We start from the raw sequence: 19,937 nt of genomic DNA on the forward strand, positions 1-19,937 counted from the left end.
ACCAATGAAGGGAAGCGCTTAGCAGCTTCCCGAATCTGTAACCTGTCCTGGACGAGGCACGTCAGCACGCAAATAGGAAGCGGATGCCGGTGGAAAAATCTCCGTTGCAGGTGTAATCGCCTCATCTGCAAGCTTCGTTTGTTCCATCTGTTGCGATTCTGGAACCCATGCGAATACCTCACGAAATACGTCCTGCACCGTATCTACCGGAATAACGCGCAAGCCCTCCAGATTCTCAAAAATGGACTGCCAGTTCTCCGCCGGAATAATAACGGTCTTCGCTCCTGCCTGAAAAGCAGCCTCCACCTTGGCCAGTACGCCACCAATCGGCTTGACCCGACCATGGATGCTGATCTCACCAGTCATCGCTGTCTCATGATCCACAGGGCGTCTCTGAATGGCTGATGTAATGGCAGTCGCCATAGCGATCCCGGCTGATGGACCATCAATAGGCGTCCCGCCCGGGAAATTCACGTGTAAATCGTAATCATTCGGACGAATACCCATGGCTTTTAATACGGTTAACACATTTTCAACCGAGCCTTTAGCCATACTTTTTCGCCGGAGTGTCCGTGAACCGCCTCCAATCTCTTCTTCATCCACAACCCCCGTAATGTTGATCCGGCCTTGATCTTTGAGAGCCGGAACAGCAGACACTTCGATTTCCAAAATGGTTCCCATATTCGGTCCGTATACCGCCAAGCCGTTAACAAACCCCACCTGCGGCTGTGAAGGGACCTTACGATCAGGTCGTGGCTGAATCTGGCTGCTACCAGCCACCCACTCCACATCGGACGCCTGAAGCGTCTCACGTTTCTCTGTCAGCGCAAGCCCGGCAGCGAGCTGGATAATATTGACCGCTTCACGTCCATTGGTTGCATATCGCTTGACCACATCAACGGCATCCGGGCATGGGCTGAACCCAATTTTCTGCACAGCGTCTTCTGCAATTCGCCCAATCTCCTCAGGTAATAAAGGACGGAAATAAACTTCCATGCAGCGCGAACGCAAAGCTGGTGGCAGTTCATGAGGCGAACGTGTCGTTGCTCCAACCAGGCGGAAATCGGCCGGCAGGCCATTTTGAAAAATATCGTGGATATAAGCAGGAGTATGCGTGTCTTCCGAGTTATAGTACGCACTCTCCAAAAACACCTTGCGATCCTCCAGCACTTTCAACAGCTTATTCATCTGAATCGAATGCAATTCACCAATCTCATCAATAAAAAGCATTCCCCCATGCGCTTTCGTGACAGCGCCCGGTTTCGGTTGGGGAATACCTGCAACGCCCATGGCTCCTGCTCCCTGATATATCGGATCGTGGACCGAACCAATTAAGGGGTCCGCAATACCACGCTCATCAAAACGGGCTGTTGTTGCATCCAACTCCGTGAATTTCGCGTCTGGCTTGAAAGGAGAAGTTGGATTCTTCTTGGCCTCTTCCAACACGACCCTTGCGGCAGCTGTCTTCCCGACTCCGGGAGGGCCATAAATGATAACATGTTGCGGATTCGCACTGCATAAAGCAGCTTTAAGGGCACGCAGCCCGTCTTTTTGCCCAACTATATCGTTAATAGTAGCTGGACGCGTCTTCTCCGACAACGGCTTGGTGAGTGAGATTGAACGCAGCTTACGCAGCTTCTCCAGTTCCTTGCGAGATTCACGCTCAACAGCACTGCGGTTCGTTTTCTGGCCACGTAGCAGGTTCCAGAAATACAAACCAATCACCACTCCAAAAAATAACTGAATCAACATGATGACCATACCAAATTCCATGTCTTCACATCCTCCTATTTTGTCGCTATTCTCATATGAGATCATGCTAATACTTGGTAGTATAGCCTTTTCAACGCGACGTAAACGGGCGATGCAGAATTTGTATGCGAGAAAATAAAAAGCCCACCATCGCTGGCGGGCTGTTACAAAAACAAGATATGAATCAATCAGTGCGAACGACCAGGAATAACCCCTGTCTCTTCATAGGCTTCGACGATTTTGTCGATCTCTTTTTTCAATTCCTCAACCATGATTTCTTCAGGCACTTTACGAATCATCTTACCATGACGGAACAAGAGACCTTCTCCACGAGCACCAGCAATGCCGATATCCGCTTCTTTGGCTTCACCTGGACCATTAACTGCACAACCCAGCACCGATACTTTAATCGGCACCTTAAGTTTGGAGATATACTCTTCCACTTCGTTGGCAATGGAGAACAGATCGATGTCCAAACGTCCACACGTCGGGCAGGAGATCAATGTAGCTGCATTTGTAATAAGTCCAAAGGTTTTGAGCAAATCACGAGCAACCTTGATTTCTTCCACCGGGTCCGCACTCAGCGAGATCCGCATCGTTGAACCAATACCCATGGACAACAAGGCTCCCATACCTGCAGAGCTTTTAATTGTACCGGAGAACAGTGTACCTGCTTCGGTAATCCCGAGATGCAACGGATACGGAATGATTTGCGCTGCTTTGGTATACGCTTCAATAGCCATAGGCACATCCGATGCTTTGAGAGACACGATGATATCATGGAAATCAAGCTCTTCCAGAATACCAATGTGATACAATGCACTTTCTACCATAGCATCAGCTGTAGGATACCCGTACTTCTCAAGCAGATGGTTTTCAAGTGAACCTGCATTTACCCCGATGCGAATCGGAATGCCGCGGTCTTTACAAGCCTTAACCACTTCTTCCACTTTAGCACGTTTACCGATATTACCAGGATTAATCCGGACTTTATCAATACCATTCTCAATCGCAAGTAAAGCCAGCTTATAGTTGAAATGAATATCTGCTACAAGCGGTATGTTAATGCGTTTCTTGATTTCCTTGATGGCTGCGGCAGCTTCCTCATTATTCACTGTTACACGTACCACTTGACAGCCGGCTTCTTCCAGTCGCAAAATCTCTGCAACCGTCGCCTCAACATCTGCCGTTTTGGTTGTACACATACTCTGGATAATGACTTCGTTACTGCCACCGATCGTTACGTTTCCCACTTTCACGGGACGTGTATCTTGTCTTAAATACATGAGTGATTTCTCTCCCCACAACGTCAAAGCTCCACCCTGACAGAGACACGAATTCGCCTTCTGCCAAAGTGGAGAACTGACAAGTCTATATTTCAGAGTTCAAACAGGATTCAGGCTTTCATTAGGCGCTTTCTTCCTGCTTATCGTCCTTCGATTGGCTTAGTTCAGGCACGACTCTTTTCTCAACGACTTCTTCGGTAATAACACAGTTCGTAACATCTTCACGTGAAGGCACTTCATACATGATTTCAAGCATGATGCCTTCAATGATGGCACGCAAACCACGTGCACCTGTGTTACGTTTGATTGCTTCTTTTGCAATCGCGAGCAATGCAGCTGGTTCAAATACCAGATTCACATTGTCCAGCTCAAGCAGTTTTTGGTACTGTTTGGTAAGCGCGTTTTTCGGTTCGGAAAGAATCCGTACCAACGTATCTTCATCCAGTGGCTCCAAAGTGGAGATGACTGGCAGACGGCCTACAAATTCCGGAATCAGACCGAATTTCAGCAAGTCTTCCGGCAATACCATACCCAGATATTCACCTGGTTTCAGATCTTGTTGCTCAGCAACGGTATTGAAACCAATGACTTTTTTACCGATCCGGCGTTTGATCATTTGCTCCAGACCATCAAAGGCACCGCCGCAAATGAACAGGATATTCGTTGTATCAATCTGAATGAATTCTTGATGAGGGTGTTTACGACCACCTTGTGGTGGTACAGAAGCCACGGTTCCCTCAAGAATTTTCAAGAGTGCCTGTTGAACACCTTCACCCGATACATCACGAGTAATGGATGGGTTTTCGGATTTACGCGCTACTTTATCAATCTCATCGATATAAATAATGCCACGCTCTGCTTTTTCCACATCATAATCAGCAGCTTGGATCAGCTTGAGCAGAATGTTCTCTACATCCTCACCCACATAACCCGCTTCTGTTAATGAAGTAGCATCAGCAATAGCAAAAGGTACATTCAGGATTTTTGCCATCGTTTGCGCAAGCAACGTTTTACCAGAACCCGTAGGTCCTAACAGCAAAATGTTACTCTTCGACAATTCAACATCTTCAATCTTGCTTTGCGTGTTGATCCGTTTGTAGTGATTATACACTGCAACAGACAATGACTTCTTCGCTTGCTCCTGACCAATAACATATTGATCCAGGATATTACGAATTTCTTTCGGTTTTGGAATATCTTTGAGGTCTACTTCTTCATCATGACCGAGTTCTTCCTCAACGATTTCGGTGCAAAGTTCGATACATTCATCACAAATGTACACGCCTGGTCCAGCGACCAGCTTACGTACCTGTTCCTGAGATTTACCGCAAAAAGAGCATTTCAGTTGCCCTTTCTCATCGTTAAATTTAAACATGAAACCACCCCTTTAGGAATTGATCGGTCTACTGAGCACCTGGTCAATAATGCCGTACGTCTTAGCTTCGTCAGCGCTCATGAAGAAGTCACGGTCTGTATCCCGCTCAATTTTATCAAGAGACTGACCCGTACGATCGACGTATATTTGATTCAGTTTCTGACGTGTTTTAATAATCCATTCTGCGTGTATCTTAATATCCGCAGCCTGTCCTTGAATGCCGCCGAGCGGCTGATGAATCATCACTTCGCTGTTCGTCAGCGCATATCTCTTGCCAGGTGCACCGGCTGTCAGCAATAAAGAACCCATGCTTGCTGCCATCCCTACGCAAATGGTAGATACATCCGGCTTGATATATTGCATCGTATCGTATATACCCATCCCTGCAGTGACAGAACCACCAGGTGAGTTAATGTACAAGCTGATATCCTTTTCAGGATCGTCGGCTGCCAAAAACAAAAGCTGTGCTATGACAAGATTGGCTACATCGTCATCAATCGCACTGGTTAGAAAGATAATGCGATCCTTCAGCAAACGCGAATATATATCGTAAGACCGCTCGCCTCGATTGGTTTGTTCTATAACCATTGGCACCAGACTCATGAGACCAACCTCTTTTCTACATGTAATTAGACATAGGCCACCTGTAAAGCAAACCCAAATTCATTCTAACACTTTCCTGTGACAATGTCATTTTTCACAAGAGGTATCAGACATCAGTTCGTTTACTTTTTTGCCTGATCATATTTAACCATGTTTTCTATGTATGTGCAAATTGAAGCCATCCTATGCCGTATTGCGATTTTTTATTTGCACGAAGTGTCATAGGTATGTAAAAACTGTACACGGATCAATAAAATTAGTACTCATCCATATTATTACTTCATTTTCTATAAAATGGATGTCGCAATTTAAAAATAAGGCACGCAATAATTCACGTGCCTTATCGTTTATTCAACTGACAAGTTGATAACAGCTTGTCTTATTTTTCGTCAGCTTCTGCAACAACTTCTTCAGCTGGAGCTTCAACCGGCTCAACAACTGTGCTGTTCTCAAGGAGAACCTCAATCGTTTTACGCAGTTTAACTTCATCACGAAGGCTGTCCAGGGAACCATTACCCTCGAGGATGCCACGGATCTCATCAGCAGGACGCTTGTAAGATTCAGCCATTTTTTCGAGTTCTTGATTCACTTCTTCGTCAGATACTTCAATGTTTTCCGCTTTACCTACAGCTTCAAGCACCAGGTTGTTGCGAACACGTTTGGAAGCATCTTCTTGCATTTGTCCTCTCAGGTCAGCTTGAGTCTGTCCGGAGAAGCTCAGGAACATTTCAAGGTTCATACCTTGGTTGCGCAGACGGTTGTCGAAATCACGCATCATGTTCTGTACTTCGCTCTCTACCATTGCAGAAGGAATGTCCACTTCAGCGTTCTCAGCCACTTTTTCTACAACTGCATTTTCTTGAGCAGCTTTGGCTTCGTCAGCTTTACGGGATTCCAATTGTGTTTTCAAGTCAGCTTTGTACTCTTCCAGTGTGTCGAATTCACTAACATCTTTAGCAAACTCATCATCCAATGCAGGAAGCTGTTTGCGTTTGATTTCGTGAATTTTCACTTTGAATACCGCTTGTTTGCCAGCAAGTTCTGCTGCATGGTAGCTCTCTGGGAAAGTCACTTCTACGTCTTTGAAGTCGCCTGTGGAAAGACCCACAACTTGCTCTTCAAATCCAGGGATAAATGTGTTGGAACCCAGTTCCAGGGAATAACGCTCAGCTTGTCCACCTTCGAAAGGTACACCATCAACGGAACCGTCGAAGTCGATTACTGCAACGTCGCCGTTTGCAGCGGAACCTTCGTCGATTACAACGAGTTCAGCGTGACGTTGTTGAAGACGCTCAAGTTCTTCAGTCACTTCTGCGTCAGTTACTTCACCTTTTGCTACAGCAACTTCGATTCCTTTGTAGTCACCCAGGGTAACTTCTGGTTTCACAGTTACTTTCGCTTTGAACTTGAATGTTTCTCCTTTAGCAAATTGTTCAACATCTACGTCAGGACGATCAACCGGGAAGATATCCGTTTGGTCGATTGCTTCTGTATAGGCTTCAGGAAGCAAAATGTCGATTGCTTCTTGATAAAGGCTCTCTACACCAAAACGTGCTTCGAAGATGGAACGTGGTACTTTACCTTTACGGAATCCAGGTACGTTTGCTTGTTTTACCACTTTATTAAAAGCTTTGTCGAGTGCTGCAGTTACACGATCTGCATCCACTTCAACCTCAAGAACCCCAAGGTTCTTCTCTATCTTTTCCCAAGTTGCTTTCATTGTATACTTTCCCCTCCAAAATTCACATGTTCACGTAGGCAATCACGTACAAAATAACCATTTTAGTATAAACAAGATTAGATTCTTTTTCAAGGGGAATCCCTTGATACAGTTTAAGGAAAACGTTTCCGGCCTCGTTTAACCGTCCAAACCAGCAGATACAAACTGTTTCATCGAACGATAAGCCTGCTCCAGTCGAAAGCGCATCGCGCCTGTCACAGCATACATTGAGCGCGTATTTTCCTCATCATGCGAGCCACCCAGACTGTCTGCAACGGTCATATGTAGAGCTGCTGCCCATATATCTGTCATGGAATCATTTTCTTCCAGCATCGATACATAATCACGGGTTCCATACACCGCCATGACATATTGTATCCACAGTTCCTGGGCAAAATAAAAGAGCGTAGGTTCATGAACCTCCGTCTGATCTGCCACTCGTTCCAGAATCTGAACGATTTGGAGCGGGAATTCCTCTGGTTTAAGAGGCACGGTATCAAGCTCCACCTCTACCTGCTCTTCGCCTCTCGTAAACAGGATCATACCTTGAACACCTCGACGACGCAAGGTTTGCAGCACCCGGAACTGAAGCAAAGGGTGAAGCGACTTATCTTTTAACCAACTCGTAAGTGCCTCGTCAATCTTCGGCAGATCAAGATAGGCCAGTTGCTCCAACGCCAGCATCGTCTGTTCAGACAACGGTTCTTCCATTACTGTACGAAGCATCTTATCAGCATAACCATCATCCTGTTCAAGCTTCAAACGGGCATGCTGCCTCGCCATGTCTTCCTCACTGATCTCTTCCTCTTCCTGTTCCTCATCAACGGCAGGTGAAGTTTCTTCATAATGAGGGAACGCAGCCTGAAGCCATTCGAGCAGGGCCCGCCACTCATCATAGTGGCGCTCTTCCTGTCCCTGACATTGCAGCAAAAAGTGAAGCAATTTCATCGCTTCACCATACCGTTCATTTTCAAGCATCACTGTCAATTGAATCTGGTAATAGTCCAGCGTCTTAGGAAACAGCACAATATTGTTGTTGTGCTCGGTTTCCGGGGTCGTGGATTCCTTAATGGGAGCACCTCCTCTATATCCTGAATCTCCAGTCGGAATCAACATAAATAGATGTATATATTTAAACGATTGTCGATCTATTTTCTGAGTTCTCCTGATATTCTAACATAACCTTAAATATAATGAAAAAAACGTTACTGCCGCCAAATATCATATACGAAAAATAGTTTAAAATAAAACGCTTGATATTCCTGTTTGCATATGATAAAATCAATTTTGCTTGAAAAAATTCATGTCTCAGTAGCTCAGCTGGATAGAGCAACGCCCTTCTAAGGCGTCGGTCGGGGGTTCGAATCCCTCCTGGGACGTATTAAAAGAAAGCTTCCTTCGGGAGGCTTTTTTTTTTTTGCGTTCTGGGGATGAGAACCCCAATGGTTCGTCGGAGCATTCGCTTCGTTAGCACTACTTCGCAGTCTCGACTGCAAGGAGAGTATCCCTCCTGGGACGTATTAAAATAAACTTCCTTCGGGAAGTTTTTTTTGCGTTCTAGGATGAGTTTGACCCATTTCATTGCTCGATATTGACATAGAATGTTATGCTTGCGGAGTGGATAATGTAACAATCCATACATATCAACTCATTAGGAAACAGGAGATTTTATCATGTCATCTTCAATACAGCAACACGCATCTATCCAAGCCGAAGAAGAACATTCTTCCGCATCCAAAAGATTCGGCCTGTTATTAGCAGGCATTATCGTCATCGCTGCTACCATGAGGTCACCGATCACGGCAACCGGTCCCGTTGTGGAGATGATCCGGTCCGACACAGGTATCGGTCATACGATGGCAGGGCTTCTGACCTCGCTTCCTTTACTCGCTTTTGCAGCAGTCTCTCCTTTTGCACCACGTCTTGCGAAACGTTTAGGACTTGAATCAGCCTTGCTGATCGCTATCGTCATCGTAACTCTGGGGGTGGCGTTACGTTTATTGCCCTCTGTCTTAGCCTTATATGCAGGAACCGCAATATTGGGATGTGGCATTGCGTTAAGCAATGTGCTTTTACCCAGTTTGATCAAACGCGATTTCCCATTGCGTGTAGGTATCGTGACCGGACTATACTCTGTATCCATGAATATATTTGGCGCTATCGCCTCAGGCATGAGTGTGCCAGTAGCAGGAGCAACCTCCATCGGTTGGCGCGCTTCTCTGGGCATGTGGGCCTTGTTATCCATATTGGCACTTCTCCTGTGGCTCCCCCAAGTCGCTGCGGGACGCCAGCGAATGTTATATGTGGCCACCCAGAGTGAAGGGACACCTGTGCGTCTACGGACATCATCCCTGGCTTGGTTCATTACATTATTTATGGGTCTGCAATCTCTAATCTTCTATACGACGATTACCTGGCTTCCCGAGATTCTCGCCGAACAAGGCTTCAGCCCCACCTCAGCAGGCTGGATGCTCTCCTTGATGCAGATGGTTAGCGTACCCGTTACCTTTATCGTTCCAATCCTTGCTGGCAGAACACAAGACCAGCGTGTGCTAACCACGGTAACGTGCTCATCTTTAATTGTCGGGTATGCTTTATTGTTAAGCGGCCTCCCTTCACTCGTTACCATCGGCGTCACGTTGGCTGGAATAGGTGCTGGCGCTTCGTTTGGACTGGTGACGATGTTCTTCGTCCTTCGCACAAAAGATGCCAGACAAGCTGCCAGTCTGTCCGGTATGGGCCAATCAATCGGTTATATGCTGGCGGCAGTGGGACCTCTACTGTTCGGCATGCTTCATGACTGGACAAAAGGGTGGACCCTTCCATTGCTGATACAGGTTCTTCTCGCCATCGCTTTACTCATCGCAGGTATCCAGGCCAGCAAGAATCGAATGATCGGGTAGTCATACAATTCATTTAATAGAAAGAACAAAATGAAACGGCCTCCATCCTGCAAAATCAGGATGGAGGCCGTTTGTGCATAGAACAATTCCTTCATTATACTAATCAGCTTGAATGAGGAAGAGCTTACTTCACTTTTACCGTAATCGTGTCTGTGCTGGTAACTCCGGCTGCGTTAATTAACTCAGCTCGATACGTATATGTGCCCGAAGCTTTCCCGGACAGTGTACTCACAGCACTTTGAGCAAGAGGTGTAACCGCACGGAGTTCTTGCGTGTCAATCAACTCATCATTTTCATAGAGACGGTACTCAGAGGCATTAGTCCCCCACCACAGGTTCATGGTCACCTTATAGTTGCCGTCGCCATCCCAGTTATCCTGAGAGAGAACTGCTTTGCCTGGCGTTGCATTGGTAACCTGAACAGTCAACGTCTGACTACGCGTTGTTCCCTTGTCGTTCGTTAGCTCGGCCACGTAAGTATATGTGCCATTGGCTTTGGCCGTAACCTTGGTTTGAGCAGACTGCGCGGAAGGCGCGTTATAAGTCAACTTCTGCGTATCAACCAAAACCCCGTTCTCATATAACTTGTAGCTAGTTGCGTTCTCGCCCCACCACAGGTTCATGGTGACGATATAAGAACCTTCTGGCAGGCCGTTGCCTACCCAGTTATTGTGTGACAATACTGGAGTGCCTGGTGCTTTGGTAGCCGGAGTTTCAGGTTCGGTCTCCACAGCTTCCAATTTCAATGCCGTATTAGCTGTACCCGAAAGCCCCTGTTGGTCTTTCACCGTAAGTTCAACAACATATTCGCCCGCTTCGATCCCTTCCAAAGGAAGGCTGAAGGTGCCATCTGCTTGTACTTCAAAAATACCCTCTTTTTGAATCGAACCATCTTCTTTTTTCACAACATACGTTGCTTCCAAGGAAGCTGCTGGATCAAACGCAATATTCCATCCGCTGGCAAGCGCAGGGGCAACACGGAAGTACAAGTCTTCCACGCTACCATTAAGGACTGCAGATTCATCCACTGTGAACTCCAACGCTTCTGGTGCAGTTACAGCAGGAGCTGTCTTTTTCACCAAGAACGGAGAAGTATCTTCCTTGTATGTTTTGCCGTCCGTACCAATGGTCGTGATATCAACGGTGTATAAACCATCCGGAATCTCAGTTACTTCATCGGTTGTGTAGTCTGCATATGTGCCGTTCCAAGCAAGGTTATATCTTGCATTTGCACTAAAGTTAAAATAGTTACCGAAAATGGAGCCGATATAACCGTCTTGATAATATCCACCTTCTGGGTTAAGACCATCATAAATCTCAATCAGGGCAAAAGTCATCGGATTATAGAATTCCATCGCAACATTCAGCGTATCCAATGTACCATCAGCTTTCAATGGATAGTGGAACGGATTTTTTTCAGTACCTTTTACCGTCTCAATATATTTCACTCCACTCAACGTAACGTTGAAATGAGCAACATATGGCACTGTAAAGGTATTGGTTCCGTTCGACAACTCAATGTATCCTTGGGCTTCTGTGACCCCAGTAACCCCTCGTGGAACGGTGATTGTCACTGCAAGTTCTTCCTCACCATTCAGTGTGAACGAACTCTTGTCTACGGCAACGGATACGCCAGCGACATTACGAGTCGGATTCACATTTACGGTGTAATCTCCACCGCTACCATTCAGCGCTTCAACTTTGATCGTTTTGGTAATCGTCTTTTCGTCTGTACTCAGGAAATTACCGTAGTTGATGCTTCCGGTGATATTTTCCTTTTCAACAACAGAGCCACTCTCTGTGTATTGAGTAACATCAAGCACTTTCACCAAAGCAGCAGGATCAATAGTGTTCACAGCCTGAATACGGCCCGCACCTTGATCAAATACATCAAACTTGGTCGTATCCAGCACTTTACTATTGTTCATGAGCGCTACTTTGATATCAAATGGCGTCCAGTCGGGATGCTTCTCAATCAACAGCGCAATCAAACCTGCTACATGAGGTGTAGCCATACTTGTACCTGTTTTACGATCATAAGCTTGTGCGTAATCTGCGTCTGGCTCATCCTTGCCGTAGGCAGGAATCGTAGACAGAATGCTTGTACCTGGTGCAACAATATCCGGTTTGATGTCCAGCGTGACCTTAGCAGGTCCACGTGAACTGGATGAATTCATTTCATCGCCCGGAGTTTGGGAACGTTCAAAATCACTAAAGCTCACTTCAACGGCTTGTCCTACGTCCAGTTCAGCCTTGATCACATCCCCATCTTCCTTGGACATGCTCAATGTCGGAATGAGTTCAAAGTTATCGCCCAGACTTACACCGATCGGACCCGGAATGTTGTTATATACAATAACAGCCACGGCTCCAGCCGCTTTGGCATTGGCGATTTTCTCTACAAATGCGAGTTCACCCCGCTGAATCAATGTTACTTTACCTGTAAAATCCTTTCCTTCAAAATCAGTTGGTTTACCCAGTGCTGCATATTCAAGTCCAAATTTCCCTGTCAAAACAGTTTCAGGATCTGCTGACAGGCTCCAGCCCATCAGATCCAGACGGTAAACCGACTCTGTGATAGACAGTGGAGCTTCAGTCGGAGCAATCACAGACTCTTCTTCCACAGGAGCAGCTTCAGGAGAAACTTCAACTGGTGCAGATGGTGATGCAGATGGCGTATTTTCTTCTGTTGTAGCTTCTTCCACAGCTTCTTCAGAAACTACGTCTTCCACTGCTGCAGCACTTTCTTCAGTAGCAGTTGCCGGTACGCCTTGTTCTGAAACTTCAGGTGCTTCTGTTCCAGGTGCTGTCCCCAGTTCAGGAGATTGTTCAACCTCTGGCACCGGTTGTTGTTCAGGCAACGTTTCTTCGCCTTCTTCACCAATCCAGAAGTGAGTATCTGCTGTAATAAGCTGGCTAGGACCTGTAGAGTTACCTACGGTAATGGCCATGGCAGATGCACCCGGAGAACCGAGTGTATAACGGTTAGGTCCACTGTTACCACTTGCTACAACTGCTGTCACACCGGACAACATAGCATTGTTAAGGGCAACCGAAGTAACATAACTTGGATCGTTGGCGGAGTTACCCAACGAGAGGTTGATTACGTCCATGCCATCTTCAACAGAACGATCAATCCCGCCGAGTACCCATGACGTTTGACCACTACCGTACGGTCCAAGTACACGGTAAGCATAAATATCTGCTTCAGGAGCAACACCAACAATGCCATAGTCCCCTGCTTCACGAGCAGCAATGGTACCAGCTACGTGCGTACCATGGGATGTATAATAGGCACTTCCATTGGCGTTAAACTCAGGTTCACCTGAACCTTTCCATTCTTGATATGTTGCTTCATACGGATCGCTATCATTATCAACAAAATCCCATCCACCCTTATAGGCTGGCTGTAGATTAGGATGTTCATAGTCAATCCCTGTATCAATGACACCTACTTTGACGCCATTTCCTTTGTAACCCAGATCCCATACTTCAGGTGCACCAATAAAAGGCGCTGTGTCTTTCATATACGGGTTCACTTCATCTGTCTCGGGAGCTATTGTAACTTCAAGGTCAGGATATACGCTGACCACGCCTGGGATCTGAAGCAATTGTCCCACTTGGTTTCCTTTAATCTCAATGGCTACACCATTCAGAGCATATGCATACTCTTCCAATACTTCATGTTTGATTTTCTTCTGAGTGAGGCTATGTACAAATGACTGTTGTTGTTGCTCAACTTGAGTCACAGCCTTTGTTTCCATAGAGGAGGTAAATGATTTTCCTGAGAGGGTTGATTCACCTTGCGCTACTGCAACAGGTTTATTCGAAAGCTCAACGATAACTCGGGTGTTTTCTCCACCCAGGCCTTCCAAGCTCTTATCCAAAAATGGATCTGCGGCAAGTTTTGCTTCCCGTCCTGCAAGAATCTCTCTCCATTGTTTGGCTTCGGCTGTACTTGGTAGGTTCTCAAGCTGAATAACTGAATCTCCGGGAGCGGCTCCAGCCGCTGGAAGAATAATAGAAAAGACCATCAGAACACTTAATAACGTGGATATCAATCGTTTGCTCAAGGCTATGCCCCTCCTTTTAAATGTGAGTACCTCACCAAATGATGGGTTCCTGCTGTTCGCACGTACTGCAATACCTGCTCAATTTCACCACCTATCTGCAAGAAGATTGACCCTTGGTAAATTATTCTATCAAAATACCACACTTTCCTTCTAAATACTTACAAATATGATATAGAAATTACTTATATGGGTCTTGAGTATGATAAAAATATCCATTTGTAATTATTTGTCGTTTTAATATTTTATTTTTAAAATAGTGTATCAAAAAAAGACCCAGATCCTCTTTATCAGAAAGAGTTTCTCGGTCTACATGTGGAGGATTATTTTCATAAAAAAGACTAACATATTTCTTTTAACAACAATAAAAAGATAACAAACTTAACTTTCCGGCTTCACAGCTTCAATACGCAGACGCTTGTAATCGGCATACATCGCATCTTCTTTCCAAAGATGAGGCATCACGATCCGACTCGTTTCATGGCATATTTTTTGTATCTCATCATGGCTGAAACCTGCAAAATAGTCGCCTCCAAAATGAGTCAACCAGCCTACTATACCTTGCTCACCATCTGCCAGTCTGGTAGGACGGTCGTAGTGATAGGCCTGTCGTACCACAAACCCACTTTGTTCCAAAATATAGCTATATTCTCCGATCGAAGGGAAATACCAAGGATTTCGTTCTGGTGCACGAATGCCCGTGTTACGTTCCACGACCTCCTCTAGTGCATCCACAATGATCTGCACGTTCCCTTTACCGCCGAATTCTGCGACAAAACGCCCTCCGGGCTTCAGAGACTTCCAGATGTTATCTACAACAAGCTGCGGATTCCGCATCCAGTGCAGTGCCGCATTGGAAAAGACGGCATCATAGGGTCTAATCGTCTCATACTGATGACCATCTCCTTCCACGAATTCAATATGGGGGAATTTCTCCCTCGCACGGCGAATCATGTCCGGAGATGCATCCATGCCAATAACCTCAGCTTCCGCCAGAGAAATTTCATACGTCAAATCCCCAGTCCCGCAACCCAGATCAAGGATGTATTCCCCTTTCCGGGGTTGAAGCCATGAGATCAGGTTTTTGCCGTATCCGGATACAAAAGCCAGTTTGTTGTCATACTCATCTGCCTGCCATTGATTTAATGATTTCATGGATACCACCGCCGCTTTCTTCGTTGATAACCACATTGTTACACAGATTTGTTTATTGTTTAAATATATATAATCTATTCAATTGATAGGATAATCCTATGAGTTATATGAGTAATCTCCTTTCTTAATCAGATCGAGGTATATAATAGCTAGATAAAAAAGCTCCCCGAGGGGAGCTCTTAATCCTTTCAACCTAAACCTTGTTGATCAAAAGTCGATCCTCCGTTTTATGCAAAACAATCACTCATCCAACGGCTTAGGCAATCACTGTCATCAGGTAATCTTCATTCTTCACTTCTGCTTCAGCGGTTTTCAAAACATCCAGGTATTTGTAGGAATTTGTTAAAATAACTGGAGTTGTTGTAATATAACCCGCAGCCTTAATCTGCTCGATATCAAATAATAACAGAAGTTGTCCTCGTTCTACACGATCTCCCTCCTGAACCTGCTTCTCAAAATGTTTTCCTTTGAGTCGTACAGTATTTACACCGACATGAATCAGAATTTCTGCACCTTCATCCGACGTTATACCAATGGCATGTCCCGTTGGAAAGACTGTCGTAATTGTTCCATTCACCGGTGAAGTCAATCTTCCTTCTGATGGTTCAATTAAGATCCCCTGCCCCATGGCACCTGAGGCAAAGGCTTCATCCGGTAGCGTTTCTAATGCTTGTACTTTACCTTGTAAGGGACTGTACATGATTTCTTTTTTCACTTGGGTAGCTCCTGCTTTTACCGGTGTCGTTTCCGATGCAGTTTGAGTCTCTGGCTCCGGATCTTCAAATCCAAATACATAAACAAGAATAATGGAAAGTACAAGAGAAACCAGTAAACCAATTACTAGAGATAAGAATCCGCTGGTTACAGTAGGTAGCGCCAACAGTCCAGGCAGGACGAATGCAACCGCCTCTGCTCCACCCATACCGATAATAGCTCCGCCAACAGCCCCCGCAATACAAGCATATATGAAAGGTTTTTTCAGTTTTAACGTTACGCCGTAGATCGTAGGCTCTGTAATCCCAAATACAGCAGCCAGTGTGCTGGAACCCGCCACAGCCTTCAATTGAACATTTTTGGTTTTCAAGAATACACCAAAACCTGCGCCTACTTGAGCAATAACTGCAGCACTCAGCATCGGCAACATCGTATCATAACCAATAGTAGCTATGTTACTAAGCATAACGGGGACAAATCCCCAGTGAACACCGAAGATAACAAAAACTTGCCAGAAGGCCCCCGCGATTGATCCTGCTAAGAGAGGACTTAAATTGTAAGTCCAGGTATACACAACTGCCAGTCCCTCACTAATCAGGTTTCCTACAGGTCCGAAGGCAAGAAACGTTAATGGAATAATGATGAGTAGAGACAGCATCGGAACCAAAATGTTTCTAAGCGACTGGTGAATCAATGAGTTGAACCATTTCTCAACATAGGATTGTGCCCATACAGCCAATATTATTGGAATTACACTGGAAGTATAGCTAACCAGAATAATCGGTATCCCCAAAAAATTAAGATTCTCTGTTCCGCTAACAGCGGTAACGATTGTAGGATATACAAGTGCCCCTGCCACCGCCACTGCTACAAAAACATTAGCCTTGAATTTGCGTGCTGCTGTTATTGAAAGGAATACAGGAAGAAAATAGAACACGCTATCAGAAGCAGCATTCAAAATCAGATATGTGCCACCAGCTTGATCGATCCAGTTCAATGACACAATAAGTGTCAGTAAACCTTTTAATACCCCCGCTCCCACCAAGGCCCCAAGAATCGGAGAGAAAATACTTGAGATAATATCCACAGCTTTGCCGAGTGCATTTGTTTTTTCTGACGATTTGTCAGACTTGCTCGAATTCATATCCGTGTTCCCCAAACCCGTTTCCTCCATGATCTGATCATAGACCTTACCGACGTCATTACCAATGACTACTTGAAACTGTCCGCTACTCTCAACAACTGTAATAACGCCTGGAGTGGATTCCAAAGCAGCTTTATCAGCTTTATCACGATCTCTCAACTTAAATCGAAGGCGAGTAGCACAATGGAAAACCGAATTGACGTTGGCTTCCCCGCCAACGAGAGTGATAATTTTTGAAGATAATTTTGGATCGCTCATGCTCAGAACTCCTCTTATAGTTTGTTGTCTTGCATCTTATAGTCTCAGGTTCACAAGTTACTGTAGTTTAGAGAATGAGCCCGTACGCGGCCTTCCCCCTACAGACAAGAAAAACCTAAACTCGTGGTGAAAAGAGCATGAAAAAACACACCCGTTTCACCATCAGTTTAGGTTTTGCCTGCACTACCAGTTACACCCTAACCCCAGATGGAGGTTTGTATTCTATTAATCAAAAGTTGCTTCTCTCCGTCACACGATGAATGTGAATTGTTAAATATACATACTCGTCTTTGCTCAGCGATTGCTGATACGTATTTTCCAAGTAATCATTAATAATCAGCGTACACTCAAACGCTTTGGCATACGTCATTCTCACTTGATTAAATAAAAATTCTTCCCCACTTTGAATGACTTCTTTTCGGAGTACACGCATCGCAAAATGTTGTAGATGCCTAACGAATCTTGAATAATTAACTGAGGACTCGTCAAGTACAATGCGGTAATGGTACGTAACAATATTTAAAATATTCTGGACCATATCCGTCATTTTTAACGTGTATTTCATCTCATCACTATCTATACTTGCATTCACGATATGAAGTGCAATAAATCCAGCCTCATCTTCGCCTAATGAAATACCAAGTGAGTTTTGAATGAGTTTCAGAGCATCCAGTCCAATCTCGAATTCCTTTTTATAAAACCGCTTGATCTCAAACAACATAGCATTCTTCAGTTCAATTCCCTTTTCATACCGCTGAATGGCGAAATGGATATGATCTGTTAAGGTGATATAAATATTGTCCGTTAGTACAGTACCAAGTACCTCGTTGGCGTGAATAATGATTTCATTAACCACTTCCAGATGCGAGACCGGTATATCGTTTAACAGTTCAGTTAATTTGGCGATGAACTCATTTTCATTCAGCATAAAAATTTTATCTATTCTATCCTCATCGACAGTGTCTCCTGCCAATTTATTAAAGGCAATCCCTCTTCCCATTACAATCATTTCTGTATTTTTAAGATTTTTGGTCAGAAGAACATTGTTGTTGAGAATTTTCTCAATAATCATCATTGCTTATGCACCACCTTCATGTTAGTTTCAACAAAAAATGCCTAAAATAGTTAAAATAGCACCATGCATTTAAGCATAATGATATTCTAATTATTTTAGGCATTGCCCGCGTGACCGGTCACAATCCTTTATTACTGCTATTCTAGCATAAATTAAAGCGATTTCAACATATTTTTTTTCGATCCGATCAGGCTTTGAATCTTTTAAACATGATTCTTTTTCCTTTTATATACTTGTTGTACTCCGACGAACCATTGGCGGTTCTCTTCCTCTGAACGCAAAAAGAAAACTTCCCAAAGGAAGTTTTCTTTTTTTTACGTCCCAGGAGGGATTCGAACCCCCGACCGACGCCTTAGAAGGGCGTTGCTCTATCCAGCTGAGCTACTGAGACAAATATGTATAATAAATTTTCGGCGCGGTTCTTATTATACTCTGTTTTCTAGATTTTTCAATAGTTTTATAAAAAAATTAATAATTACACTTCAATGCGGGTTCAAAAATGTACTTTTCGGTATTATCCTCATACTCCATTACCTTCAGGAATATGATAGCTTGAACCAGGCTATATTGAGGAGATTGGAACAATTAGAGCAGGATTAACATAAGACATGTTCAATGTCAGAATTGCTGGGTAATCTTTTGCATACATACATTTCAATGTTCCATTGAAGGAGAGAATCGTCATGAGACAACTTTTATCAGCCCTATCCTATTTTAGTATTTTCTTTGCCCCGTTCCTGTTTCCGATCATTATATGGATTGTTGCCAAGGATGATTACATTGAGGGACACGCGAAACGCGCCTTATTCTCACATGTATTTCCCTTTCTCGCTGCCATTCCGCTATTTTATTTCTTCGTGACTGCGCATAGCCTGGGTTCTGCCGTCGGGTTTGTCATTCTATTCTTTGTGATCTACGGATTAAGCTTTGTATATAACGTGGTCAAAGGCATTCAAGTGTTACGCGAGTATGCTTAATTACATCTCAACCTGATCTGACCTCGCATGACAAACCCCGCCGTTCAATAACGGCGGGGTTTTACAGTTACACATGCAGTTACAGCAACAGATCACTGTGTACATACAGTTCAACGTTGAGCTTCTGTCTCGCAATCATCACATGTGACATGTGATGCTGGAGGGCCCTGTTAAGCCTGTCCAACCAGGTACCGCTGAAGTGTTGGACCCAGCAAACCAAAGGCAAACAGCTCACTCTGAAACCGAGCCTTATCTTCTTCGGCAGTAATGCCTTCGCTGTTCTCAAATGCGGTTTCTGTCGCCTCTTCAAATGCGGTATGCATATTATTGTTATACCAGTCAATCGCCGAATCGGAGTGATTGCGTACAATTCGAACGACTTCCAGCGAATTTCCGGGCTGTGTTGAGGCTACGTATACAAGTAATGACGGGTCTCCGGCATTTCCGGGCTGCACTTCAACCTCTGCACAGGACAATCCATCTACCTCGGTTAATCTGCGTATTTTGGCATCTTGAATGGCATACATTCGTCATCGCGCTCCTTTTCCTATGTGCTTATCATGTACTTTGTTCAATCTGGTATCGTGTCTCTGGTGTGCCCAATCGGTAAATCTCCCGATACACCTGTTGTAATACCGTTTCATACGCCCGGTTTACGGACTCCTCCGGTGTATCTGGCCAAGGAAATACCATGCCAGGAAAGGCCTCTTCCTCCTTTTCCTGCATGAGATTAAGCAGTCCCAGCAATTGCTCCGCTTCCTGTGGCGTTGCCTGAATGATCCATTCATACGATGTTACAGATGGATCCGGAATAACGGAGCGGCCCATGACAGACACATAATAATTAATACTGTCCATTGCATGTTCTCTCCTTCACAGGCATGTTGAGGCCGTTGTCCCTAGAAC

The 19,937-nt window shown here is 44.8% G+C and carries 14 protein-coding genes and 2 tRNA genes; 3 read left to right on the forward strand and 13 right to left on the reverse strand.

The features are described from left to right. Window positions 1-18: 18 nt before the first annotated feature. The 6 genes from lonB to MHI06_RS23380 all read right to left on the reverse strand — a co-directional run bounded on the left by lonB (window position 19) and on the right by MHI06_RS23380 (window position 7,714). Complete coding sequence (lonB, locus tag MHI06_RS23355; RefSeq protein WP_169480463.1) at window positions 19-1,773, reverse strand: ATP-dependent protease LonB; 1,755 nt, start codon at window positions 1,771-1,773, stop codon at window positions 19-21. Window positions 1,774-1,940: 167 nt separating this feature from the next. Continuing rightward, the gene (gene ispG, locus MHI06_RS23360; RefSeq protein ID WP_017692591.1) at window positions 1,941-3,038 is read right to left on the reverse strand and encodes a flavodoxin-dependent (E)-4-hydroxy-3-methylbut-2-enyl-diphosphate synthase; all 1,098 of its coding nucleotides are present in this window, start codon (window positions 3,036-3,038) and stop codon (window positions 1,941-1,943) included. Window positions 3,039-3,159: 121 nt separating this feature from the next. Beyond that, a complete protein-coding gene (gene clpX, locus MHI06_RS23365) occupies window positions 3,160-4,413 on the reverse strand; it encodes an ATP-dependent protease ATP-binding subunit ClpX (RefSeq protein ID WP_062837817.1) in 1,254 nt (417 codons plus the stop codon). A 12-nt stretch (window positions 4,414-4,425) separates the two neighbouring features. After that, a complete protein-coding gene (gene clpP / locus MHI06_RS23370; protein ID WP_169480464.1) occupies window positions 4,426-5,016 on the reverse strand; it encodes an ATP-dependent Clp endopeptidase proteolytic subunit ClpP in 591 nt (196 codons plus the stop codon). Window positions 5,017-5,395: 379 nt separating this feature from the next. Beyond that, the gene (gene tig, locus MHI06_RS23375; protein WP_169480465.1) at window positions 5,396-6,736 is read right to left on the reverse strand and encodes a trigger factor; all 1,341 of its coding nucleotides are present in this window, start codon (window positions 6,734-6,736) and stop codon (window positions 5,396-5,398) included. Window positions 6,737-6,874: 138 nt separating this feature from the next. Then, window positions 6,875-7,714, reverse strand: coding sequence for a hypothetical protein (locus MHI06_RS23380; protein WP_340402175.1), 840 nt, complete (start codon window positions 7,712-7,714; stop codon window positions 6,875-6,877). A 327-nt stretch (window positions 7,715-8,041) separates the two neighbouring features. Between MHI06_RS23380 and MHI06_RS23385 the strand changes: the two genes are divergently transcribed. Both MHI06_RS23385 and MHI06_RS23390 read left to right on the forward strand, forming a co-directional pair. Further along, window positions 8,042-8,115, forward strand: a tRNA-Arg gene (locus MHI06_RS23385). Window positions 8,116-8,409: 294 nt separating this feature from the next. Continuing rightward, complete coding sequence (locus MHI06_RS23390) at window positions 8,410-9,639, forward strand: MFS transporter (protein ID WP_340399258.1); 1,230 nt, start codon at window positions 8,410-8,412, stop codon at window positions 9,637-9,639. 124 nt (window positions 9,640-9,763) lie between these two features. Here the strand turns inward: MHI06_RS23390 and MHI06_RS23395 are convergent, their stop codons facing one another. From MHI06_RS23395 to MHI06_RS23415, 5 genes are all read right to left on the reverse strand, one after another. Further along, complete coding sequence (locus MHI06_RS23395) at window positions 9,764-13,711, reverse strand: S8 family serine peptidase (RefSeq protein WP_340399259.1); 3,948 nt, start codon at window positions 13,709-13,711, stop codon at window positions 9,764-9,766. Between the two features lie 378 nt (window positions 13,712-14,089). Continuing rightward, a complete protein-coding gene (locus tag MHI06_RS23400) occupies window positions 14,090-14,863 on the reverse strand; it encodes a class I SAM-dependent methyltransferase (protein WP_169480468.1) in 774 nt (257 codons plus the stop codon). Between the two features lie 256 nt (window positions 14,864-15,119). Then, complete coding sequence (locus MHI06_RS23405) at window positions 15,120-16,979, reverse strand: beta-glucoside-specific PTS transporter subunit IIABC (RefSeq protein WP_340399260.1); 1,860 nt, start codon at window positions 16,977-16,979, stop codon at window positions 15,120-15,122. Window positions 16,980-17,208: 229 nt separating this feature from the next. Continuing rightward, complete coding sequence (locus tag MHI06_RS23410; protein WP_340402176.1) at window positions 17,209-18,051, reverse strand: PRD domain-containing protein; 843 nt, start codon at window positions 18,049-18,051, stop codon at window positions 17,209-17,211. 320 nt (window positions 18,052-18,371) lie between these two features. Next, window positions 18,372-18,445 (reverse strand) — tRNA-Arg (locus tag MHI06_RS23415). A 292-nt stretch (window positions 18,446-18,737) separates the two neighbouring features. Here MHI06_RS23415 and MHI06_RS23420 point away from each other — a divergent pair. Continuing rightward, window positions 18,738-19,031: a DUF4870 domain-containing protein gene (locus tag MHI06_RS23420; protein WP_017692583.1), complete on the forward strand. Its 294-nt coding sequence runs from the start codon at window positions 18,738-18,740 to the stop codon at window positions 19,029-19,031. 170 nt (window positions 19,032-19,201) lie between these two features. Here MHI06_RS23420 and MHI06_RS23425 read toward each other — a convergent pair whose 3' ends face one another. After that, a complete protein-coding gene (locus tag MHI06_RS23425; RefSeq protein ID WP_062837823.1) occupies window positions 19,202-19,558 on the reverse strand; it encodes a hypothetical protein in 357 nt (118 codons plus the stop codon). A 31-nt stretch (window positions 19,559-19,589) separates the two neighbouring features. Next, window positions 19,590-19,889, reverse strand: coding sequence for a hypothetical protein (locus tag MHI06_RS23430; protein WP_340399261.1), 300 nt, complete (start codon window positions 19,887-19,889; stop codon window positions 19,590-19,592). Window positions 19,890-19,937 lie beyond the last annotated feature (48 nt).

It is taken from the genome of Paenibacillus sp. FSL H8-0079 (assembly GCF_037991315.1).
Lineage (GTDB): Bacteria > Bacillota > Bacilli > Paenibacillales > Paenibacillaceae > Paenibacillus.